The 24,357-nt window shown below is 42.1% G+C and carries 18 protein-coding genes; 13 read left to right on the forward strand and 5 right to left on the reverse strand.

Annotation, left to right across the window (positions count from 1 at the left end; all coding sequences use genetic code 11):
* Positions 1-85: 85 nt before the first annotated feature.
* Together BM135_RS06395 and kdsB are read left to right on the forward strand one after the other, a co-directional pair.
* Entirely contained in the window at positions 86-265 is a 180-nt protein-coding gene (locus BM135_RS06395) for a Trm112 family protein (protein WP_092518927.1), read from the forward strand.
* Positions 266-267: 2 nt separating this feature from the next.
* On the forward strand, positions 268-1,017 hold the full coding sequence (kdsB, locus tag BM135_RS06400; protein WP_092518928.1) for a 3-deoxy-manno-octulosonate cytidylyltransferase: 750 nt from the start codon (positions 268-270) through the stop codon (positions 1,015-1,017).
* A gap of 114 nt (positions 1,018-1,131) precedes the next feature.
* Here the strand turns inward: kdsB and elyC are convergent, their stop codons facing one another.
* Complete coding sequence (gene elyC / locus BM135_RS06405) at positions 1,132-1,968, reverse strand: envelope biogenesis factor ElyC (protein ID WP_092518929.1); 837 nt, start codon at positions 1,966-1,968, stop codon at positions 1,132-1,134.
* A gap of 168 nt (positions 1,969-2,136) precedes the next feature.
* On the opposite strand from elyC, the gene cmoM reads away from it, so the two are divergent.
* From cmoM to BM135_RS06450, 9 genes are all read left to right on the forward strand, one after another.
* Positions 2,137-2,922: a tRNA uridine 5-oxyacetic acid(34) methyltransferase CmoM gene (gene cmoM / locus BM135_RS06410; protein ID WP_092518930.1), complete on the forward strand. Its 786-nt coding sequence runs from the start codon at positions 2,137-2,139 to the stop codon at positions 2,920-2,922.
* Positions 2,919-4,241: a chromosome partition protein MukF gene (mukF, locus tag BM135_RS06415; RefSeq protein WP_092518931.1), complete on the forward strand. Its 1,323-nt coding sequence runs from the start codon at positions 2,919-2,921 to the stop codon at positions 4,239-4,241. The genes cmoM and mukF overlap by 4 nt, the downstream gene beginning before the upstream one ends.
* The gene (gene mukE / locus BM135_RS06420; RefSeq protein ID WP_092518933.1) at positions 4,222-4,944 is read left to right on the forward strand and encodes a chromosome partition protein MukE; all 723 of its coding nucleotides are present in this window, start codon (positions 4,222-4,224) and stop codon (positions 4,942-4,944) included. The genes mukF and mukE overlap by 20 nt, the downstream gene beginning before the upstream one ends.
* Positions 4,941-9,404 carry a chromosome partition protein MukB gene (mukB, locus tag BM135_RS06425; RefSeq protein WP_092518935.1) on the forward strand — a complete coding sequence of 1,488 codons (4,464 nt, stop codon included), beginning with the start codon at positions 4,941-4,943 and terminating at the stop codon, positions 9,402-9,404. The genes mukE and mukB overlap by 4 nt, the downstream gene beginning before the upstream one ends.
* 155 nt (positions 9,405-9,559) lie before the next feature.
* Complete coding sequence (locus BM135_RS06430) at positions 9,560-10,141, forward strand: GrpB family protein (protein WP_092518937.1); 582 nt, start codon at positions 9,560-9,562, stop codon at positions 10,139-10,141.
* Positions 10,142-10,512: 371 nt separating this feature from the next.
* Positions 10,513-11,226, forward strand: coding sequence for an acid phosphatase AphA (gene aphA, locus BM135_RS06435; protein WP_092518939.1), 714 nt, complete (start codon positions 10,513-10,515; stop codon positions 11,224-11,226).
* Positions 11,227-11,479: 253 nt separating this feature from the next.
* Complete coding sequence (gene ldtD, locus BM135_RS06440; protein ID WP_092518941.1) at positions 11,480-13,198, forward strand: L,D-transpeptidase; 1,719 nt, start codon at positions 11,480-11,482, stop codon at positions 13,196-13,198.
* A 407-nt stretch (positions 13,199-13,605) separates the two neighbouring features.
* Positions 13,606-14,154 (forward strand): peptidoglycan L,D-endopeptidase MepK, encoded by a 549-nt coding sequence (gene mepK, locus BM135_RS06445; protein WP_092518943.1) that lies wholly within the window; start codon positions 13,606-13,608, stop codon positions 14,152-14,154.
* A 62-nt stretch (positions 14,155-14,216) separates the two neighbouring features.
* Positions 14,217-14,849: an MBL fold metallo-hydrolase gene (locus tag BM135_RS06450; RefSeq protein ID WP_092518945.1), complete on the forward strand. Its 633-nt coding sequence runs from the start codon at positions 14,217-14,219 to the stop codon at positions 14,847-14,849.
* A 141-nt stretch (positions 14,850-14,990) separates the two neighbouring features.
* Here the strand turns inward: BM135_RS06450 and BM135_RS06455 are convergent, their stop codons facing one another.
* The 4 genes from BM135_RS06455 to pncB form a co-directional block, all read right to left on the reverse strand.
* The gene (locus tag BM135_RS06455) at positions 14,991-16,181 is read right to left on the reverse strand and encodes an amino acid aminotransferase (RefSeq protein ID WP_092518947.1); all 1,191 of its coding nucleotides are present in this window, start codon (positions 16,179-16,181) and stop codon (positions 14,991-14,993) included.
* A gap of 243 nt (positions 16,182-16,424) precedes the next feature.
* Positions 16,425-17,510 (reverse strand): porin, encoded by a 1,086-nt coding sequence (locus BM135_RS06460; RefSeq protein WP_092518949.1) that lies wholly within the window; start codon positions 17,508-17,510, stop codon positions 16,425-16,427.
* A 308-nt stretch (positions 17,511-17,818) separates the two neighbouring features.
* On the reverse strand, positions 17,819-19,219 hold the full coding sequence (gene asnS / locus BM135_RS06465) for an asparagine--tRNA ligase (protein ID WP_092518951.1): 1,401 nt from the start codon (positions 19,217-19,219) through the stop codon (positions 17,819-17,821).
* Between the two features lie 207 nt (positions 19,220-19,426).
* Positions 19,427-20,641, reverse strand: a complete 1,215-nt coding sequence (pncB, locus tag BM135_RS06470; protein ID WP_092518953.1) for a nicotinate phosphoribosyltransferase — start codon at positions 20,639-20,641, stop codon at positions 19,427-19,429.
* Between the two features lie 486 nt (positions 20,642-21,127).
* Between pncB and pepN the strand changes: the two genes are divergently transcribed.
* Together pepN and BM135_RS06480 are read left to right on the forward strand one after the other, a co-directional pair.
* Positions 21,128-23,746 carry an aminopeptidase N gene (pepN, locus tag BM135_RS06475; protein WP_092518955.1) on the forward strand — a complete coding sequence of 873 codons (2,619 nt, stop codon included), beginning with the start codon at positions 21,128-21,130 and terminating at the stop codon, positions 23,744-23,746.
* A 162-nt stretch (positions 23,747-23,908) separates the two neighbouring features.
* A partial coding sequence (locus BM135_RS06480; protein ID WP_175485993.1) for a helix-turn-helix domain-containing protein occupies positions 23,909-24,357 on the forward strand: 449 nt, incomplete at its 3' end.

The raw sequence follows: 24,357 nt of genomic DNA on the forward strand, positions 1-24,357 counted from the left end.
AAACCAAGCAACAAAGTTAACGGTGATACATGGCTTGTGGTATTCTGAGCCGCATTAAATTTAAAGCCCGTTACTTGGGGGAGATATGGATCACCGTTTACTCGAAATCATTGCTTGTCCGGTATGCCATGGCAAGCTCAGTTATGATAAAGAAAACTTTGAACTGATTTGCAAGCTTGATCGCCTCGCTTTTCCTTTCCGTGATGGCATTCCTGTATTGCTAGAGAATGAAGCACGTGTCTTGCCTACAAAGGAAAACAAATAACCATGTTTACCGTTATCATTCCAGCACGTTTTGCCTCAACACGTTTACCTGGAAAACCATTGGCTGATATTCATGGCAAGCCAATGATTGTGCGTGTGATGGAGCGGGCTGTCCGTTCTGGTGCTGAGCGGGTTATTGTGGCGACAGACAATCGAGATGTTTTTGATGCAGTGACTGCCGCAGGTGGTGAGGCTTGTATGACAAGCGAAAATCACCATTCAGGTACAGAGCGTTTGGCTGAGGTTATCGATAAATACCAATTTGCTGATAATGAAATTATTGTGAATGTGCAGGGAGATGAACCCCTTATTCCAGAACAGATCATTAAGCAAGTGGCCGATAATTTAGCTGGTAGTGATGCTGGAATGGCAACCCTTGCCGTGCAGATCCAAGATGCGGAAGAGGCATTCAATCCTAATGCGGTCAAAGTCGTTATGGATTCGAAAGGTTATGCACTTTATTTTTCTCGCGCTACTATCCCGTGGGAACGTGATCGCTTTATGCAATCAAAAGAGACTATTGGAGACAATTTCCTGCGCCATATAGGAATTTATGCCTATCGGGCAGGGTTTATTCGGCGCTATGTTCAGTGGGCTCCAAGTCCATTGGAAGGTATTGAAATGCTCGAACAACTAAGAGTGCTTTGGTACGGTGAAAAAATTCATGTAGCAAAAGCGCTGCAAGCACCCGGCGCAGGTGTTGATACACCAGAAGATCTGGAAGCTGCCAGAAAAGCTTTTGTAGCGTGTTGATCTTCTTCTTTTATATAAATACTAATCGGGTGTGATTTAAAAGAGAATGCCGTAATGTAATACCGCATTCTCTTTTTCCCCTCTCTTCTTCCGTTTTTTCTTTTCAATCAGGTGTTATTTCTCATCACTTTTTTGCTGAGAATCTTCTGATTTTTCGGTTTTCATATCCTTATTCACAGGCTTAATCGCCTGCCAGATACGTCCTAATGTTTCATACCAAGCGCGTTCCGTGTGTGATAAATAGTAGGAGGACGGAATATATTTTTCCCACAGATACAAAGGTGTTGTTACAGCCAATTGATTAGCTGGGGCTGCAATTGGATGTAGACCTCGTTGTTCAAAAAACTTGAGTGATCTTTCCATATGATTGGCGGAAGTAACAAGCATAAATGGTTGTTGCCCGACTACTTTTTCAACCTCAGCAGCTTCTTCTTCTGTGTCTAAAGGTTTTTTTAATGCTATCGTGTCGTCTACAGGAATTCCCATAGATTGTGCTACCATAGCGGCAATTTCGGCACTGCTCATTGCATTAACGCCTTTACCACCGGTGAAGATCATTTTAGCGCCGGGGTTAAGGTGATATAACCGAATACCTTCAGTTACTCTGGGTAAGCTATTGCTGATAAGATTGGCGCTGGGAGCCCACTGAGGGTTATAAGTAAAACCACCCCCGAGAACTACAATATATTGTACGGGATTTATGGATACAGGAATTGTAGTATCTGGCTCATAGCGTTGAACATATTTCCCTTCGACAGGAAGTAAGAGTTTATCTGCAATAGGTTGTAAACTAAATAAAAGCAATATAAGCCAACTGAGTGATAAAATGGCTTTTCCCGTTTTTTGCCAACGGGTGAACCACAGTAACAACAGCGCAGCAAAAGAGACGATAATAATTAACGGCAAAGGCATTAATAGCGAGCCGATATATTTTTTTAGCAGAAATAACATTGATTGGCCTTGTTCTGGTTGAATTATAATCGCACAGGGGCAAATTTAAGGCTAAAAGTAGTTAATTAAATGATTACTGTGCCAAAATAACAGTAGTAAAAATAGCAGTAGATGGCATAACTACTCAATAGATAAATTAAACTTAGCTTATAAGTGGGGCAGTTTTTCATGCTGGATCGCAATTTCGATGATATTGCAGACAAATTTTCGCGTAATATTTACGGCACAACCAAGGGTAAAATCAGGCAGGCCGTTGTCTGGCAGGATATTAACGAATTGCTGAATCATTTGCCTCAACGCCCTTTACGCATTTTGGATGCAGGGGGCGGTGAAGGGAATATGGCTTGCCAATTAGCTGAATTGGGGCATCAGGTCATACTTTGTGATCTATCAGAAGAGATGGTTCAGAGAGCGAAACATAACGCCGAAAAGCGGGGTGTTCTCCATCAAATGCAATTTATCCAAAGCTCAGTGCAGGAAATTCACCAGCATATTGAACAGCCCATTGATCTGATTCTATTTCATGCTGTATTAGAGTGGATCACTGACCAAAAAGACGCAATAGAAACATTGGGAGATATAATAACGCCCGGTGGTGCACTCTCATTAATGTTTTATAATGCAAATGGGTTGGTCATGCGTAACGCCATCTTGGGTAATTTTCATTTGGCGACACCCAATATTCAGCGCCGTCGAAAACGTTCTTTATCACCTCAGAATCCATTAGTGCCCGAGCTGGTATACCAATGGCTGACTGAACTCAAGATGGAAATAACAGGTAAAACAGGCGTGAGGGTTTTTCACGATTACCTGCAAAGTCGTCAATTACAAAACGCAGATTTTCCAGCGTTGCTTGAACTTGAACAACGTTATTGCAGACAAGAGCCCTATATCAGCTTGGGGCGCTACATTCATGTGATGGCACGCAAGCCTACCTTAAAGAGCGAATTATGAGTGAATATTCCCAGACTGTTCCTGAACTTGTGTCCTGGGCCAGAAAAAATGACTTTTCAATTTCGTTGCCGCCAGAACGGTTGGCTTTTTTACTGGCAATAGCCGTATTGAATAGTGAACGGTTCGATGGTGAAATGAGTGAAGGAGAGCTTGTGGATGCTTTCCGTGAAGTGTGTAAAGGTTTTGAGCAGACTTCTGAAGCGGTATCCGTCAGAGCGAATAATGCCATTAACGATATGGTTCGTCAGAAATTACTTAACCGTTTTACCAGTGAATTGGCGGATGGTAATGCTATTTATCGCTTAACCCCGTTGGGAATCGGTATCAGTGATTATTATATTCGCCAGCGTGAATTCTCCACGTTACGTCTTTCCATGCAGTTATCCATCGTTGCTAATGAATTACATCGGGCGGCTGAGGCGGCCGAAGAGGGTGGTGATGAACTCCATTGGCATCGCAATGTTTTTTCCCCTCTCAAATATTCCGTCGCTGAAATTTTTGACAGCATTGATATGTCCCAGCGCCTGATGGATGAACAGCAAAACAGCGTAAAAACTGATATCGCCGCGTTACTTAATCAGGATTGGCAGGCCGCTATCGCCAATTGTGAACAACTGCTGTCTGAAACCTCCGGCACACTGCGGGAACTTCAAGATACATTAGAGGCGGCGGGTGATAAATTGCAGGCCAATTTATTGCGTATTCAAGCAGCCAATATGGACAGCGGTGGTTCTGAGCTGGTGGATAAACTGGTCTTTGACTTACAAAGCAAGCTGGATCGTATTATCAGTTGGGGGCAACAAGCTATTGATTTGTGGATAGGCTATGACCGTCACGTTCACAAATTTATCCGAACCGCCATTGATATGGATAAAAACCGTATTTTTGCCCAGCGTCTTCGCCAATCCGTCCAACACTATTTTGATAGTCCGTGGGCATTGACCGTAGCTAATGCAGAACGTTTTCTGGATATGCGGGATGAAGAACTGACTCTGCGTAATGAAGTGGTGATGGGAGAATTACCGCCAGAAATGGAATACGAAGAGTTTAGTGAAATCAATGAACAATTGGCTGAAATGGTAGAGCAGGCGCTGGCGGTTTACCAACAGGCAAAACTCCCTCTGGATTTGGGGGCTGTACTGCGCGACTACCTTGCTCAGTATCCACATAAACGCCATTTTGATGTAGCGCGTATCTTGGTGGATCAAGCAGTCAGGTTAGGGGTTGCAGAAGCGGATTTCTCTGGATTGCCAGCGGAATGGTTAGCGATTAATGATTACGGAGCCAAGGTGCAGGCACATGTCATCGACACATATTGAACAATTTATGCCAGTGAAACTGGCTCAGGCATTATCCAATACACTTTTCCCTGAATTAGACAGCCATCTGCGGGCTGGGCGTCATATCAGCCTGGATAATCTTGATAATCATGCTTTTTTGATGGATTTTCAGGAAGAGTTGGAAATGTTTTATGCGCGCTATAACGTCGAGTTAATCCGTGCACCAGAAGGTTTTTTCTACCTGCGTCCCCGTTCAACAACGCTGATCCCACGATCTGTTCTGTCTGAATTGGATATGATGGTGGGTAAAATTCTGTGTTACCTCTACCTTAGTCCAGAGCGCCTGTCCAATCAGGGAATATTTATCTTTCAGGAACTGTACGAAGAATTACTGTCATTGGCAGATGAAAATAAGCTGATGAAATTAGTGAATCAACGTTCAACAGGTTCAGATCTGGACAAACAGAAATTGCAGGAAAAAACACGCACTTCTTTAAACCGTTTGCGCCGTTTGGGCATGGTTTATTTCCTGCAAAACGACAGCAACAAATTTATGATCGCCGAAGCTGTATTTCGCTTCGGTGCAGATGTACGCAGTGGTGATGACCCACGCGAGGCTCAATTGCGGATGATCCGTGATGGTGAAGCCATGCTGGTAGAAAGGGAAATATCGCAGGAAGATAATGAACATGAAGAAGCATCAGGGCATTCAGCAGAAGGTGCGGAGGATGAGCAGTCATGATTGAACGCGGTAAATTTCGCTCACTGACGTTAGTTAATTGGAACGGTTTTTTTGCCAGAACGTTTGATCTTGACGAACTTGTGACAACCTTATCCGGTGGTAACGGTGCTGGTAAATCAACCACAATGGCGGCGTTTGTAACCGCATTGATCCCTGATTTGACCTTGCTTCATTTCCGGAATACGACAGAAGCAGGCGCAACCAGTGGCTCGCGCGATAAAGGGCTGCACGGTAAGCTGCGGGCAGGTGTCTGCTATTCCACGCTAGATGTTGTTAACTCCCGCCATCAACGGATTATCACCGGAGTTCGCTTACAACAAGTGGCCGGACGTGATCGAAAAGTTGATATCAAACCATTTATGATTCAGGGAGTTCCTGCATCAATTCAGCCAACGCAGTTACTGACTGAAAATATTAATGAACGTCAGGCGCGGGTTCTGCCATTGAATGAACTAAAGGAACGTCTTGATGAGATAGAAGGTGTTCAGTTCAAACAATTTAACTCGATTACGGATTACCATTCCCTGATGTTTGATTTGGGAGTGCTCCCAAAACGTTTACGTTCAGCGAGTGACCGCAGCAAATTTTATCGCCTGATAGAAGCATCGTTATATGGCGGAATCTCCAGTGCGATTACTCGTTCACTGCGTGATTACCTATTGCCGGAAAACAGCGGAGTCAGAAAAGCATTTCAGGATATGGAAGCCGCCTTGCGTGAAAACCGCATTACGCTGGAAGCCATTCGTGTTACTCAATCTGACCGTGATCTTTTCAAGCACCTTATTACAGAAGCCACTGCCTATGTTTCTGCTGATTATATGCGTCACGCCAACGAACGTCGCGTTCATCTGGATGAGGCATTGGCTTTGCGTAGTGAATTATTTGGCAGCCGCCGTCAATTGGTCGTTGAACAATACCGTCATGTTGAAATGGCGAGAGAACTGGCAGAACAGAGCGGCGTATCTTCTGATTTAGAAATGGATTATCAGGCGGCCAGTGATCACCTGAATCTGGTTCAAACGGCGATGCGTCAGCAGGAAAAAATTGATCGTTATCAATCTGATATTGAAGAGCTGACTTACCGACTGGAAGAACAGAGCGAGGTTGTAGAAGAGGCGAAAGATCTTCAGGTGGAATATGAAGCCATATCTGAAGCAGCAGAGCAAGAAGTTGATGAGCTGAAGAGCCAGCTCGCTGACTATCAACAAGCTTTGGACGTTCAGCAAACTCGAGCCATTCAGTATCAGCAAGCACTGCAAGCGTTAGAACGTACCCGTGAACTTTGTCAGCTGCCAGATCTATTGATAGAAAATGCTGACGAGTGGCAGGAAACCTATCAGGCCAAAGCACAGCAGGCGACTGAAACTTTGCTGGCGCTGGAACAGAAATTGAGTGTTGCCGATGCTGCTCATGGTCAGTTTGAACAGGCTTACCAACTAATAAAAAATATCGTTGGTGAAGTAAGTCGCAGTGAAGCATGGCAAGCGGCTCGTGAAGCATTGCGTGAATGGTCATCTCAGCGTCATTTGGCTGAGCGAGTTCAACCTTTACGTATCCAGTTAGCTGAATTGGAGCAACGTCTGAACAGCCAGCAAAATGCAGAACGTTTGCTGGAAGAGTTCTGTAAGCGCCATAACCAGCAATATCAGGCGGAAGACTTGGAGGCGTTGCAGGGGGAATTGGAAGCTCAGCTGGAAGAGTTGAGCTTGAGTGACAATGAAAGCGGTGAATGTCGTATTCAAATACGTCAGGAGTTCGAACAGCTCAAGCAAAAAATTCAGGGGCTGACAGCACGAGCGCCAGTATGGCTGGCAGCACAGGATGCGTTGAACCAGCTTTGTGAGCAGTGCAATAAAACATTCGAAAATAGTCACGATGTTACTGAATACATGCAGCAATTGCTTGAGCAAGAGCGTGAAATTACTGTCGAGCGTGATGATATTGCTGCACAGAAACGTGAACTGGAAAAACAGATTGAGCGCCTGAGTCAGCCAAGCGGTGCCGAAGATAGTCGTTTGCTTGCATTAGCGGAGCGTTTTGGTGGTGTTTTATTGTCTGAAATTTATGATGACATTACCATTGATGATGCGCCTTATTTCTCAGCACTATATGGCCCTGCACGTCACGCAATCGTCGTACCTGATCTTTCACTGGTTCGCCCACATCTGGAAGCATTGGAAGATTGTCCGGAAGATCTCTATTTGATCGAGGGGGATCCACAATCTTTCGATGACAGCATCTTCCATTTTGAAGAGCAGGAAAACGCGGTTCTGGTGAAATCATCAGACCGTCAGTGGCGTTATTCCCGTTATCCTGAGGTTCCATTATTTGGGCGGGCAGCAAGAGAAAACCGTCTGGAAGCACTCAGTCTTGAGCGTGATACGTTGGCAGAGCGCTATGCGACACTTTCGTTTGATGTTCAGAAAATTCAACGTGCGCATCAGGCTTTCAGCCGTTTTGTGGGTAAACACCTTTCTGTTGCATTTGATGATGATCCAGAAGCAGAAATTCGCCGCCTGAGTCAGCGCCGCACTGAGTTGGAACGCGAGCTATCTCAATTTGAAGCTCAGGCTCAGCAGCATCAGCAGAAACTTGTTCAGGCGAAAGAGAGCCTGTCGGTGTTGAATCGTCTGATTCCACAAATTATGATTTTGTTGGATGAAACCCTGCTTGATCGAGTGGAAACCGTCCGTGAAGAAATGAATAATGCTCAGGATGCCGCGCGTTTTCTGCAACAACACGGTAATGCACTGATAAAACTTGAGCCACTGGTTTCTGTCTTGCAAAGCGATCCACAGCAGCATGAACAGTTGCAGAAAGATTATGAGACCGCGAAACACAGCCAGAATAGAGCCAAACAACAAGCCTTTGCCCTGACGGAAGTTGTGCAACGCCGTGCGCATTTCAGTTACAGCGACTCTGCCGGTATGCTCAGTGAGAATGCTGACCTGAACGATAAACTGCGTCAGCGTCTTGAACATGCAGAATCCGATCGTGGCCGGGCGCGTGAACAATTGCGTCAGCAACAAGCACAATATGCACAGTTCAACCAAGTATTGGCATCACTGAAAAGTTCTTATGACACGAAGCAAGATATGTTGAAAGAACTTGAGCAGGAGATGAAAGATATTGGTGTTCAGGCGGATGCTAACGCAGAAAGTCGTGCCCGTGAACGTCGAGACCAGCTCCACGCGGCTGTGAATACTAACCGTTCCCGCATCAATCAACTTGAGAAACAGATCGCATTCTGTGAGGCGGAAATGGAAAACCTCCAGAAGAAACTGCGTAAATCTGAGCGTGATTATTACCAGAAACGTGAGCATGTAGTTTCTTCTAAAGCGGGTTGGTGTGCAGTGATGCGCATGGTGAAAGACAACGGCGTTGAGCGCCGTTTGCATCGCCGCGAACTGGCTTATATGGAGGGTGATGATCTGCGTTCAATGTCGGATAAAGCGCTGGGGGCATTGCGTCTGGCAGTATCCGATAATGAGCACCTGCGTGATGTGTTGCGTTTGTCCGAAGATCCGAAACGTCCTGAGCGTAAAATCCAATTTTTCGTTGCTGTTTACCAACATCTGCGCGAACGTATCCGTCAGGATATTATCCGTACGGATGATCCTGTTGATGCTATTGAACAGATGGAAATTGAGCTGGCACGTTTAACTGAAGAATTAACCGCTCGTGAGCAGAAACTGGCGATTAGCTCCAAAAGCGTGGCGAATATCATTCGCAAAACCATTCAACGTGAACAGAACCGCATTCGTATGCTGAACCAAGGCTTGCAGACGGTTTCCTTTGGACAGGTTGGCGGTGTCCGTCTGAATGTAAATGTACGCGAAAGCCATGCTCTCTTGCTGGATGTGCTTTCTGAGCAACAAGAACAGCATCAGGATCTGTTCAACAGCCAGCGCTTGACCTTTTCGGAGGCGATGGCGAAGCTTTATCAGTGTTTGAACCCGCAAATTGATATGGGACAGCGTTTACCTCAGACCATTGGTGAGGAATTACTGGATTATCGCAATTACCTTGAGTTGGATGTTGAAGTCAATCGAGGTTCAGATGGCTGGCTAAAAGCGGAAAGCGGCGCTTTGTCTACAGGGGAAGCGATTGGTACGGGGATGTCCATCTTGGTTATGGTCGTACAGAGCTGGGAAGAGGAATCACGTCGCTTGCGAGGTAAAGATATTTCACCATGCCGACTACTATTCCTTGATGAAGCAGCCCGATTAGATGCGAAATCAATCGCAACATTGTTTGAGTTATGTGAACGTCTACAAATGCAGTTAATTATCGCTGCGCCGGAAAATATCAGTCCAGAAAAAGGGACAACCTATAAACTGGTACGTAAGATTTTCAATAATCAAGAACATGTACATGTTGTTGGGTTACGTGGTTTTGGGCAAGATATTCCGGTTACTGAACAGCTACAAACACCGTCACAAGCGATATTGCAAGAATAACTCCATTGTTGGGTGATGTTTCTATTATTACAGGAAGCCATATAATAATATGGCTTCCTCAGTTGAGATGAATTCTTCTGGGTAGTTATTTAATATGTCCTCATTTATCTTGATTTAATGTATCAAATATAGGTAGAAAAATAAGGAGTGAGTTAATGATAAATACTAAAGATATTATCTTTTTTCCTGAGTCAGATCCTAATGAAAATCCCTGGGTACATGGTAAACCTGCTGAAGAGGTGATTGATGTTGTGGAATACAATCCTGAATGGATAACCACATGGCAACAACTTTCTTTATCTATAAAACAAGCGATTGGAAGCATTGCTCTGAATATTGAGCATGTTGGGTCAACGGCGGTTCCAGGGCTTGCTGCTAAGCCGATTATTGATCTAATTGTGGAAGATCCGGCTCAAGAAGAAAAATATGTTCCTGCATTGGAACAGCTTGGTTATGCTTTAACGGTTCGCGAACCGAGCTTTTATCAGCACCGGTGCCTTCGTTTGGCGAAGCCTCGCACCAATCTCCATGTCTTTGGCCCTGACTGTCCTGAATATATTCGGCATATTTGGTTTCGTGATTGGCTTAGAGAACACCCTGAAGATTGTGAGCGATATATGGTTGCGAAGATAACTGCTAAAAATAATGTCAATCAAGTAATGGATTACAATAAGAAAAAAGAGAAAATTGTATATGATATTTATCAACGCATATTTCAAAGCAAGGGGTTATTGTAATAATATTTGATTATTTTTTTAAAGGCATGTTTATCCTATTAAACTCTTGATTAATTACCATCAAAAAAACAATTAATTTTTATATAATTAGACGCCGTTGTTAATGTAAATATTTTTTAAATTTAAAGTTGAATTATTAAATTACATAAATATTATAGTTATATTTTTTTATTTAAAGAGAAAAGAATTGTAATTCATTAAATTAACTAATTATATTAAATTATTAACTATTTTATCTATTGTTATGATAAAAAGATAAATATCCATTTTTACAATAGTAACCTTTAGAAATTGTGCAGTATATCTCATTTTAATCTGATAATAATGTTTATTATTCCGTCCAATTTTAATCTGTATAAGAAAGGATAACGATGCGTAAAGTAATTCTGGCATTCAGTGCGATTGTGCTTGCTTTTGGCCTAAACGGTGTAACACAAGCAAAAGTATTTATGCCTGAGCAAGTTAGCCAAGGGGTAACAGCAGCAGATTTAGCTCAACGTCAGGCTATTCATTGGGTTTCGGTGGAGCAGATTGAAAAAAGTTTGAAAGGACAACCTCCAATGGATGTTGGATTTGATATTGATGATACGGTCATGTTTTCCAGCCCGGGATTTTATCGGGGAAAATTGGAATATTCACCCAATGATGAAAGCTATCTGAAACAAACTGAATTCTGGGAAAAAATGAATAATGGATGGGACAAATTCAGTATGCCGAAAAAAATCGGCATTGAATTAGTTCAGATGCATTTGAAACGGGGTGATGATATTTATTTTATTACGGGACGTACAGCAACTAAAACAGAAAATGTCACTAAGTACGTACAAGAAGGTTTACATATTCCAGCTGATAAAATGCATAATATTATTTTTGCAGGGGATGAACCCAATAAAAATGATAAAACTAGCTGGATGAAAAATCATAAGTTGAAGATCTACTATGGCGATGCAGATGCTGATATTGCTGCGGCACGTGAACTGAATATCCGTGGTATTCGTATCCTGAGAGCATCAAATTCTTCTTATCAGCCTCTACCTAAAGCAGGTCGATTTGGAGAAGAAGTAGTCATTAAATCTGAGTATTAATCTGAAAAATTTAAAGAATTAACATTGAGTAAAGGCATTCTAGGTGCCTTGTTATTTTTTAAGATAAGAGTAAATTAATTCATTATAGTAAAAAGTTTTTTTGTTCGATGTCATTTGGTATATTTTTATATTCTCTATCTTAATAGGTAATTACATATATAATTATTACTATTATTTTATGATAAAATAGATCCATTAATAATTAGAATAAATCATTGGATAGCTGCATACATAATAAGGTGAGGTGAGCTCTATGGCAAAGAACACAGTCAGATTACTGAAAGTTTCTTTTATCTGTAGTGCATTGGCCGTATCAGAGGGAGCCTTTGCAAATCAACAAAATGGACTATCATCAAGTGGTATGCACCAATTATCAGTGGAACAAAAAAAAGAAAATTCTATAGTTCCACCTGATAAGACTATTCCTACTTCTCCTGTGAACTCTATTGATGAACATCGAAAACAGTTGAAAATTTGGTTACCACAACAAGTAAAACCGATATTCCTTGACCGTTTGGCAGCTTTATATGCTGATAATAAGATGAAACCCTTATGGTCAGATAAAAATTCAATAAAAAAGTTTGAAGATCAATTGATTGAAATGTCATTAGCTGGTTTTCAGCCTCAATTTGAAAAATGGCTGATACAACTTCATTCTTCCGAGTTAAGTGACATGGGGCGTGATATTATTTTATCTGATGCTATGTTAGGTTATCTCCATTTTATAAATAATGTTAATAAAAAGGGAAGTTCATGGTTATATAGTAAATTTCTCTATAAAATTGAATTGCCTCCCTCCTATTTAATTGATACATGGCAAAAATATATCAATGATAGTAATACTCTGTCTTATATTACGAGCTTATTACCTAATCATCCTATGTATGAAAATATGCATAAGGAAATGTTAGCTCAACTGGCTGATAAAAATCCATGGACTGAGTTTTCGTTTAAAGGAACTTTAAGACCCGGGCAAAGCAGTGAAAGTGTTATTGCACTAAGGAAAATATTGGCTCGTTCAGATATGTTGGATTTATCTGTTGTTAAACCCGATAATCAGGTTTATGGCAAAGAATTAGTAGCGGCTGTAAAACGTTTTCAAGCCTTACATGGGTTGTCAGCCGATGGAGTTATTGGTAAATCCACTAAAACATGGTTAAATACGACACCACAAACCCGAGCCCGCATTATGGCATTAAACATCCAACGGCTACGGATTATCCCCAGCGGCATGCCTACAGGTATCTTTGTTAATATTCCTGATTACTCGCTTTTCTATTATTTAGATGGTAAAGAAGTATTAAGTTCTAAAGTAGTTGTTGGACGGTCCAGCCGAAAAACACCCATCATGAGTAGTGAATTGAATAATGTGGTAATCAACCCTCCGTGGAATGTGCCGACTAGCATGACTCGAAAAGATATTGCACCAAGAGCGATGCATGATCCAAGTTATTTTCGTACGCGTGGTTATACGGTTTTTTCCAGTTGGAGCAATGATGCCAAAGTTATCGATCCTTCATTGATTGACTGGAATGTAGTAACACCGGGCAGTTTTCCTTATCGTATAAGGCAAGCTCCTGGCCCAACTAATTCATTGGGGCGGTTCAAATTTAATATGCCAAATTCAGAAGCAATCTATTTACATGATACACCTAATCAAGCTTCTTTCAGCCGGGAAATGAGAGCTGTTAGTTCTGGCTGTGTACGTGTAAATAAAGCACCTGAATTGGCTAATATGCTGTTGGGGAATGCAGGTTGGGATAAAACTAAAGTTAGTAATTCATTGAAAACATGGTCAACAAAGTATGTAAAGATTCCCAAAAAAATTCCTGTCTTTCTCTATTACCAGACAGCTTGGGTTGATGAGGAAGGTAAACCACAATATCGGGCAGATATCTATGATTATGATATGAATGCAAGACAACATTCAGAGCTTCTGTCCAAGATCTTGGTAGCGAAGAATGCTTTATGATTTTTCTATGACTAACAATGTTTGAAGATATAAATTTAAGATTGATACCTATATTATAAGCGGTGAGGAAAATAATATTTTCTTCACCGCTATTGTGTGTTGCTGATTATTTTTCAGTATTTTTTATTATATTAATCTCTTAATGAATTATTTTTCCTTTTGATAGAGTTTATAATCCATATGCAAGATATCTGTTAATGACATAACATCACTAAAATTCAATCTATATTTAATATGATTTTCATTATGTTAGATTGATCACAATAATGGACTGATGAACTTACAATAATATACAAAAATTTTTAAACTAATTTTTATTTGCTGATGTCTTATTAGTCGGTTAAGCTAACAAATTAATGAGTTTTTAAATTTATTAAGATATCAGAGATTAGCAGGGCATATTATCCATGAATAACATTGATCACGATCGCCGAAAGTGGCTCGGCGTAAGTGCGGCTGCATTAGGATTAAGTTTATTACCCCAATCCGCTTTAGCTGCATTGACAACGCCACGTCCTAGAATTTTACGTTTTGATAACCTGCATACCGGAGAAACACTCAAAGCTGAATTCTTTGATGGTCATCGGTATGATAAATCAGAATTAGCTCGCCTGAATTATTTCTTTCGCGATTTTCGTCAAAATAAAGTTAAAACTATTGACCCTAAATTGTTTGATCAAATCTATTTATTGCAAATGATGATGGGAATAAATAAGCCTATTCAATTAGTTTCTGGTTATCGTTCACTGCTGACAAATAACACGCTACGCCAAGCGAGTGGTGGGGTGGCAAAACATAGTTACCATACCCGTGGGCAAGCAATGGATTTTCATATTGATGGTGTTCAGCTCACACATATTCGTAAGGCCGCACTAAAAATGAAGGCAGGAGGCGTAGGTTTTTATCCAAAGAGTCATTTTATTCATATTGATACAGGCCCGGTCAGGACGTGGTAATCTTATTAACCAACTAATCTTATTACCAATAGTAAGTCTTGACTGTGGAGTTAAACAATATAATGAAATACCACATTATCCCCGTCACGATGGCGATGCAAAATTGTACATTGATTTGGTGCGAAGAAACTCAGGAAGCAGCAATTGTGGATCCCGGTGGTAACGCCGAACAACTTATTGCCGAAATAGAGCGCCGTGAGCTGAAACTTACTCAAATTTTGCTGACACATGGTCACTATGATCATGTTGGCGCTACTGCTGAAGTTGTGAAGTATTTTGATGTCCCTGTTTACGGACCGCATAAGGCAGATGCTTTTTGGATAGAAGGTCTGGAAATTCAATGCCAAATGTTTGGTGTTGAACCATGCTCCTCTTTTACACCAGATCGTTGGTTAGATGAGGGAGATACTTTGCAAATTGGTCATATTGAGTTATCCGTTTTGCATTGTCCGGGGCATACACCAGGGCATATTGTCCTTGCTAATCACGCCGATAAATTAATCTCAATGGGAGATGTACTGTTTAAGGGTAGCATTGGTCGCACTGATTTTCCTGGAGGAAGTTATGATGAATTAATTCAATCCATTAAGGAAAAAGTATTACCTTTGGGAGATGAATACCAATTCATTCCCGGTCATGGACCTATGTCAACATTGGGATATGAACGAAAAACCAATCCATTCTTGCAAGATTGATTGGAAACATTTTTCTTGTTAAAGAATAGCGCAAGGATAGTGTGTCAAGAAGATAAAAGCCGCCTTATCAGCGGCTTTTGGGAAAAGATATCAGATACTCAAATGAGATTAGAGCACTTGATATTAGAGTTCTTGATGATATTAAAGTACTGCAACGATAGCTTCACACAGAGGAACCATGTTCTCCAGTGTTAAGCCCGCTACGTTTATGCGACCAGAGCTAACCGCATAAATACCAAACTCTTCACGCAGACGCTCAACTTGTTCTTTAGTCAAACCGCTGAATGAAAACATGCCATTTTGAGCGATAATAAAGCTGAAATCTTGTTTTGCACCTTTTTCTTGTAAGGTGTTTACAAACAGTTGGCGCATACGTTGAATACGTTCACGCATTGTTGCCAATTCTTGAATCCATTCTGCTTTCAGATCGTCGTTGGACAAAATTGTCGTAACGACGGAAGCACCGTGCGCTGGCGGGTTAGAGTAGTTAGTACGCACAATGGACTTCGCTTGGCTGAATGCTTTTTCTGCGGTATCGCTGTCTGCTGCAACGATGGTACAAGCACCAACACGCTCATTGTACAGGCCAAAGTTTTTGGAATAGGAGCTGGCAACGATCAGTTCATTGTGGTTTCTGGTAAAGATACGCAGACCTTCTGCATCTTCATCCAACCCTTTGGCAAAGCCTTGGTAAGCAAAGTCGAACACCGGCAGCCAGCCATTTGCAGCAGATAAATCTGCCAGTTTCTGCCATTGTTCAGCGGTTGGATCGATACCGGTTGGGTTATGGCAGCAACCGTGCAGCAGAACCACATCACCAGCTTGTGCTTCAGATAGGCTTGCCAACATGCCATCGAAATTCAGGGCATGATTTTCTGCATCGTAATAGTTGTATTCGCAGATCTCTAAGCCAGCGCTGGAGAAAACACCTTTATGATTTGGCCATGTTGGATTGCTGATCCAGACACGCTTTGCATTGGTCTGTTTAGCAATAAAATCGGCGGCAATACGCAATGCGCCGGTTCCACCTGGGCTTTGTACAGTACGGGCGCGTTTGTCTGTTACGATAGGATTGGTTTCGCCGAAAAGCAGTTCTTGAGTGACACGGCCAAATTCAGGTAATCCACTAATTGCCAGATAATTTTTGGTGGTTTCGTTTTCCAGCAGGAATTTCTCTGCTTTTTTAACGGTGGTCAGGACTGGGGTTTTACCGGTTTCGTCTTTGTAAACGCCGATACCTAAGTTGATTTTATTTTCACGGGGATCAGCTTTAAAGCTATCCGCTAAACCAAGAATAGGATCGGCAGGCGCTGCTGTGATTTTCTCAAACATTTTTTTGATTCCAAGACTCGGAGAGTTAAGTCCAAAATAAGTTGTACGCCGCTCAGGGTAACCTTAAGGAATCCATTTGCCAACCACTTGTAGCAAAAAGAATAAAATCTTGTGAAGTAGTTTACGGAGTAAGGAAAAGAGCCTGAAAAAACAAGTAAGTAAAACGTAAAAAGCAGCGCTTCGGCGCTGCTTTTTCTGAGATAAATATGTTTAACTTTTCGCTAAACAGTTTATCAGCAGTGATTAGAACTGATAAGTCAGACCAACACCGAATACGTTGCGAGCATTTGCATCGCCGCCTTCATGTTTGTCCAGCAGGTTGATTTTGTAATCAACATAGGTAGACAGGTTTTTGTTAAAGTAGTAGTAAGTACCTACAGAAACATATTTAACCAGATCTGCGTTGAAACTACCTTTGCCTTCAGTTAGATCTTTACCTTTGGATTGAACGTAAGCCAGAGATGGTTTCAGGCCTAAATCGCTGAACAGGTATTGTGCAGTCAGTTCGATATTCTGAGTTTTATTTGCAATAGATTTATCACTAGCATAACGAGTCATGTTACGGGTTTCACCATACATAGCTGCCAAGTATACGTTGTTTGCGTCGTATTTAGCACCCAAGTTCCACGCTTCTGCACGTTTGCCGAAAGCTTCAGAACCCCGTTGATCAGTTGTACGGCTAGAGTTAGCGTAAGAACCACCAACAGTGATACCGTAGCCTACATTATAAGTAGTAGACAGACCGTAGCCATCACCATTTGCTTCAGTTTTGTTGCGTTTGTTTTTAGTACGGTCACTGTTTTGGCCTTGGTATTGCAGGGCAAAGTTCAGACCGTCAACCAGACCGAAGAAATCAGAGTTACGGTAAGTTAACAGGCCAGTAGAACGACCAGTCATGAAGTTATCAGTCTGAGCCATAGCGTCGCCACCAAAGATTGGCAGTACGTCAGTCCATGCGTTAATATCATAGTTTACGCCGTAGTTACGACCGTAATCCAGAGAGCCGTAGTTAGCGAATTTCAAACCAGCGAAAGCCAGACGAGTAGCAGTGTCAGCCTTTTCAGCTTCTGCACCTCTAGCTTTAATGTTGTATTCCCAACGACCAAAACCAGTCAGTTGGTCAGTGATCTGAGTTTCGCCTTTGATGCCGATACGAGCGTAAGAAGCATCACCATCTTCGCTGCTTCTTTTGTCTGCGATCTGATGACGAACGTCTACTTTACCGTACAGATCCAGTTTGTTGCCGTCTTTGTTAAAAATTTCAGCCGCGTTTGCTGTACCAGCAACCAGCAGAGCTGGAATTACCACTGCAAGAATATTACGTTTCATTATTATTACCCTCTATTGGTGTTATTTAGACCTCTGCCACTGCCAGAAATAGAACACTAAAAATTTTTGGAACTATTTGTGGGTATCGAGTGTCTTATTAGTCGGCGACCAGTGTTCCATTGGTAATGAATTTTATCTACCTTCAAAATGCTACAAAAGCATAAAATCAGTAACAAATTGAAAATAGATATTTCAAAATGTAAATATCAGGGAACTTTTTTTATGTGCTTTTTATCATAAAATGAAAAAAGCCAGTTTTTACTGGCTTTTCGAAGGATTAATTTCAGCTCATTTATTGACCTGATTCATTAGAAACTTGCATTTCTTGGTGTCCGTGGGAATGGGATAACGTCACGAACGTTGGATACGCCGGTCACATAAGCAACCAAACGTTCGAAGCCTAAACCGAAACCGGAATGAGGAACGGTGCCGTAACGACGCAGATCACGATACCACCAGTAATCTTCTTTATTCAGGCTCATTTCTTCCATACGCTTATCCAGCATATCCAGACGCTCTTCACGTTGGGAACCACCGATGATTTCACCAATGCCAGGAGCCAGAACATCCATCGCTGCGACGGTTTTACCATCTTCGTTCATACGCATATAGAAGGCTTTGATGTCTTTTGGATAGTTCTTCATGATCACTGGCGCATTGAAATGTTTTTCTGCCAGATAGCGCTCATGTTCGGATGCCAAATCAACACCCCAGAAAACTGGGTTCTCAAATTTCTGGCCGCAATTTTCCAGAATTTCTATCGCATCGGTGTAATCCAATTGGATGAAATCAGAATCGACAAACTTTTCCAGACGGGTGACAACTTCACTATCAACACGTTCTGCAAAGAAAGCCAAATCATCGGCACGCTCTTCCAATGCCACTTTGAAAACATATTTCAGCATGTCTTCGGAGAGTTTAGCGATATTATTCAGATCGGCAAAAGCCACTTCTGGTTCAACCATCCAGAACTCTGCCAAATGGCGGCTGGTATTGGAGTTCTCTGCACGGAAAGTTGGCCCGAAGGTGTAAACTTTGCTTAATGCACATGCATACGCTTCACCATTCAACTGACCGGATACTGTCAGGAAAGCTTCACGGCCGAAGAAGTCTTGGCTGAAATCCACTTCACCTTTATCTGTGCGCGGTAAGTTTTGCATATCCAAAGTGGAAACACGGAACATTTCGCCAGCACCTTCTGTATCTGATGCGGTGATCAGTGGTGATGATACCCAGAAGAAGCCTTTTTCATGGAAGAAGCGATGCAGAGCCTGAGCCAGTGTATGGCGAACACGAGCAACTGCGCCAATCAAATTGGTGCGTGGGCGAAGATGCGCCACTTCACGCAGGTATTCAATACTGTGGCGTTTGGCCGCCATTGGGTATGTATCAGGATCATCAACCATACCAACGACAACGACCTTAGTGGCTTGTAGTTCAAACGACTGGCCTTTACCCTGTGATTCAACCACAGTACCTGTGACTTCTACAGAACAACCCGTGGTTAAATTTAATACTTCATCCTGATAATTAGGTAAATTATTATTAACGACGGCCTGTAATGGATTAAAGCAGGAACCGTCATAGACGGCGAGGAATGAGATGCCAGCTTTAGAATCTCTCCTTGTACGTACCCAACCGCGAACGGTGACTTCGCTGTCAACCGGAACACGACCTTGCAGTACATCGACTACAGGCGCTACGCTCATAAATTTCTCTCTTTTTTATACAGTGAATTAATAACTAGATAGATTTACCATAAATACCCCCTCATCAGGGAGCAGATCTTCTATCTTACTTGTCATATTTCAGGAAACAAGAGGAAATTTCGGGTCTTAATGAGGAAACAGGGGAAAAGTTATTTTTTATTTGCGTAACCAACTTTATATTGGTTACGCAAAAGACGATTAGCTGGATTATACCGCTTTCTCTATATAGGGAATATCAAACGCTCGACGTAACCTATCGACAAACTCATCATCTTCACAGATGGTTTTTCCGGGACTATCTGAAAGTTTCGCTACCGGTTTACCATTGCATTCGACGAGCTTGATAACGATATTCAGTGGCTTTATACCGGGTATATTGCAGGTTAGTCGTGTGCCAATACCGAAAATAACGTTAATTCTCTTGTGGAAATGACGATACAGCGCCAGTGCTTTTTGCAGATCCAAACTGTCAGAAAACACCAATGTTTTCGTCATTGGATTGATATCCAGCGATTGATAGTGTGCTATAGCTTTTTCACCCCACTCAATAGGATCGCCAGAATCATGGCGCAGACCTTGGTAAACTGTTGCCAATGATTTGTCAAAATCTCGCAGGAAAGCATCCATGGTTATACAGTCAGTCAGGGCGATGCCTAACTGGTTTGGATACTCATTCAGCCATGTTTGCAGAGCGGCTCGCTGACTGTTGGCCAGCTCAGGACTAATCTGTTGATGAGCCTGAAACCATTCATGGGCTTGTGTACCAAGAGGAGGGAGATCAAGTTGCTCTGCCAGTTGATAATTACTGGTTCCGATCAAATAGGGGAAGCTATTTTTCAGCTCATTGATAATGGCATATTGCACTTCGTGTGAAAAACGACGACGCGTACCAAAATCCATTAATTTAAAGTCAGACAGATCGATATTCTCTGTTGCAGCGTCTTTATAGAACAGTTCAATCAGTTTTTTCAGCTGAATAACGGCATCTTCTGGTGTTATTTCAGGTGAGCGATGACGATGAACCAATTCGCTGATCAGGGCAAGCAGAGGCACTTCCCACAAGATCACTTCGCGCCATAAGCCAGAAATACGGATGGCTAATTGTCCTTTATGGGTAACAGAAACTTCCACTTGTTTGGGATTAAAGCGGAATGTTTTGCACCAGTTCAGGTAATCCTCTTTAAAGAACGGGAGGCGAGAAAGATAATCGACTTCGCGTTCTGTCAATGCTAAGTCTGCCATCATGTTAATCTGATGACGTAATGTTTCGGCGTATTCTCCGAGCAGCTCATCGCCACGGCAACGAAATTCTGCAACAACAGGAATATTGTTGTAATGGTGGTAAACTGCTTGCTGCATGTGAAACTTATAGGCATCAGTATCAAGCAGCGATTTAATAATCGGGGTAGCGTCTAAAGTCATGGCGCGTCAGGCATCCTCGCGGAGCGTATTCGTGTCAGCTAAATCGATAAAGTCGGGAGAGTATACCGTGATTATTCGGTTATTGAAGCCATATAGCTACATATATTTTCCCGAATCTAAAGATTAAGGTTAATCCATTTATAGATAATATCATGTTAAATGAGATATGAGATGACAATTAGCACGAAAGTACTAATATGCTGACTACATCATTTATTCTTTTGTTTAATAAGTTATTAACATCTGAAAAAAGAGACTTATTGATTGAAAGAATGGTTTCTCTATGGCAGCGTTAGCGCTTGGTCTGTTTCTATGGAAACGCAATATGCCAGGCGCTTTGTAGCTAAGGACATATATAGGTTATATAGATGTTACAGCTATGCTTGTTAAAAACATGCTTGCTAAAAGCATGTCTGCTGAAAATATGTCTACTAAGAATATGCCTGTTAAAAATATGCTTATTAAAAGTAATGGAAAAGGTTCCCTATGACACAACAGCGACTCGTTAAACACCGTCTGGATTATAAAGCATCAGATTACACAATTACTGACATTGATCTCGATTTTGATCTGAGTGCTGAAACAACAACAGTGACGGCGATCAGTCAGGTAAAACGTCTGGCTAATGATATTACTCCATTGCTTCTGGATGGAGAAAATCTCACGTTAAAAAGCATCTATATAGATGATAAAGCATGGGAGCATTATCAGGAACAGGATGGAAAACTACTAATTGAACAACTTCCAGCCCAGTTCACTCTGAAAATTGTGAATGAAATTAATCCATCAGCAAATACAGCACTTGAGGGGCTGTATGTGTCTGGAGATGCCTTGTGTACCCAGTGTGAGGCGGAAGGATTTCGTCACATCACTTATTATTTGGATCGTCCAGATGTTCTGGCTCGTTTTACTACTCGCATTACTGCGGATAAATCCAAATATCCATTCTTGCTTTCCAATGGTAACCGTATTGAGCAAGGAGAGCTGGAAAATGGGCACCATTGGGTGAAATGGCAGGATCCATTTCCGAAACCTGCTTACTTGTTCGCATTGGTTGCAGGTGATTTTGATGTTCTGCGTGACAAGTTTGTAACCCGCAGTGGCCGTGAGGTTGCATTGGAACTGTTTGTTGACCGAGGCAACTTGGATCGTGCTGACTGGGCCATGACATCGTTGAAAAATTCGATGAAATGGGATGAAACTCGCTTTGGTTTGGAGTATGACCTTGATATCTATATGATCGTCGCCGTTGATTTCTTCAATATGGGCGCGATGGAGAACAAGGGGCTGAATGTCTTTAACTCTAAATATGTATTAGCAAAAACTGAAACCGCAACAGATAAAGATTATCTCGCTATTGAAGCAGTGATTGGTCATGAGTATTTCCATAACTGGACAGGAAATCGCATTACTTGCCGCGATTGGTTCCAGTTAAGCCTGAAAGAAGGGCTGACCGTATTCCGTGATCAAGAGTTCAGTTCTGATTTAGGTTCACGTTCTGTTAACCGTATCAATAACGTGCGTGTCATGCGTGCTGCACAGTTCGCGGAAGACGCCAGCCCTATGGCTCATCCTATCCGTCCCGATCAGGTGATAGAAATGAATAACTTCTATACGTTGACCGTCTATGAAAAAGGCTCGGAAGTTATCCGGATGATCCACACCTTATTGGGTGAGGAACAATTTCAAGCGGGTATACAGCTTTATATCCACCGTCATGATGGTAGCGCTGCAACCTGTGATGATTTTGTTCAGGCAATGGAAGATGCTTCAAATGTTGATTTAACACTTTTCCGTCGCTGGTATAGCCAGTCTGGGACGCCTGTACTGACTGTTCGTGACGAATACGATGCTGAAAAACAGCAATATACTTTGCACGTTAGTCAAATGACACCACCAACGGCAGATCAGAAAGAGAAACAACCATTACATATTCCTCTGGACATTGAGCTTTATGATGAACAAGGAAAGGTAATCCCGTTGCGTCGTGATGGTCAGCCTGTACACCATATTTTGAATGTCATTAATTCAGAACAATCATTTGTATTTGATGATGTTCCATCACGGCCTGTTCCTTCTTTACTGCGTGAGTTTTCTGCACCAGTGAAATTGGATTATCCATACGATGATGAGCAACTTTCATTCTTGATGAAATATGCTCGCAATGAGTTCTCTCGTTGGGACGCAGCGCAGACATTGCTAATCAATTATGTGAAGCTGAATGTTGCTCGCAGCCAAAAATCCCAGCCGCTGGAATTGCCAATGCATGTCATTGATGTTTTCCGTGTTGTATTGCTGGATAACGGTATCGATCCGGCCTTGGCTGCCTTGATCCTGACTCTGCCATCTGAAAATGAAATGGCAGAATTGTTTACGGTCGTAGATCCTAAGGCTATCCACGATGTCATTCGTGCAATGACGAAGATGCTGGCTAATGAAATGGCTGATGAATTTGCGGCGGTTTATCATAGTCTCCATACAGGTGCATACCGTGTGGATCATCAGGATATTGCGAAACGTGATTTGCGTAATACCTGCCTCTATTATCTGGCCTTTATGGATGACAAAGAGCTGGCTGATAAATTAGTGGCAGCACAATATTATCAGGCTGATAACATGACTGACAGTATAGCTGCTTTGTTTGCGGCGGTGTCTGCTGAATTGCCTTGTAGTTATCAATTAATGGATGAGTTTGATCAGCGCTGGCATCCGAATGGCTTGGTCATGGATAAATGGTTTAGATTGCAAGCAACCAATCCGGCCTTCGATGCGCTTGATAAAGTACGTGGCTTGCTGAAACATCGCTCTTTTAGCTTGAGCAATCCAAACCGCGTTTATTCGCTATTAAGGACGTTCTTTACCAGCAATGCTGTGGCTTTCCATACTGAAGATGGCAGTGGTTATCAATTCTTGGTGGAGGTTCTAACGGATCTGAACAGCCGAAATCCTCAAGTTGCATCAAGTTTGATTAATCCCTTGATTCGTCTGAAACGTTACGATGAGAAACATCAGGTCTTAATGCGTACAGCATTGGAACAGTTGAAAGGGTTGGAAAACTTGTCTGGTGATTTGTTCGAAAAAATTACCAAGGCACTTGAAAGTTAATATGTAATACATCCTTACAAACTCCATTTAAAATAATGGAGTTTGTTTTTTCATAATCCTATCGTTTCCTTGTTCAGGCAGAATTTACACACCATATCCGGCAGATATACCTATCGTAATTGAAGATGCTTGATTTTTCCATATCAGCTCAAGATTGTGCCCATGAAAATGACCCTGACAGATGCCCAAAAAGAGGCTCTCGAATTGATGCACGATACGACGCGTGATGGGCGCGTACGTGACCGCATTAAGGCCGTGCTTTTGGCATCAAAGGGCTGGACTGCCCTGATGATTACCCAGGCTTTGCGTATTCATGAAAGTACGGTGAGCCGTCACCTAAAAGACTGCATCGCTCAGGAAAAACTCGCGCCTGAAAATAGCGGCTCTGAAAGCCGTTTATCTGCCGAACAAACAGCAGAACTGGCTGAGTATATGACGGTCAATTTGATGCACACCACCGCGCAAATTGTGGCCTATGTTCAGACACGTTGGTCGGTGACTTTCACGGGGGCTGGAATGACAAAATGGCTTCACCGTCAGGGATTCAGCGACAAGAAGCCGATGGGAACGCCTCATAAATTCGATGCAGATAAACAGCAACAATTTATTGA

The sequence above is a fragment of the Xenorhabdus japonica genome (assembly GCF_900115195.1).
GTDB lineage: Bacteria > Pseudomonadota > Gammaproteobacteria > Enterobacterales > Enterobacteriaceae > Xenorhabdus > Xenorhabdus japonica.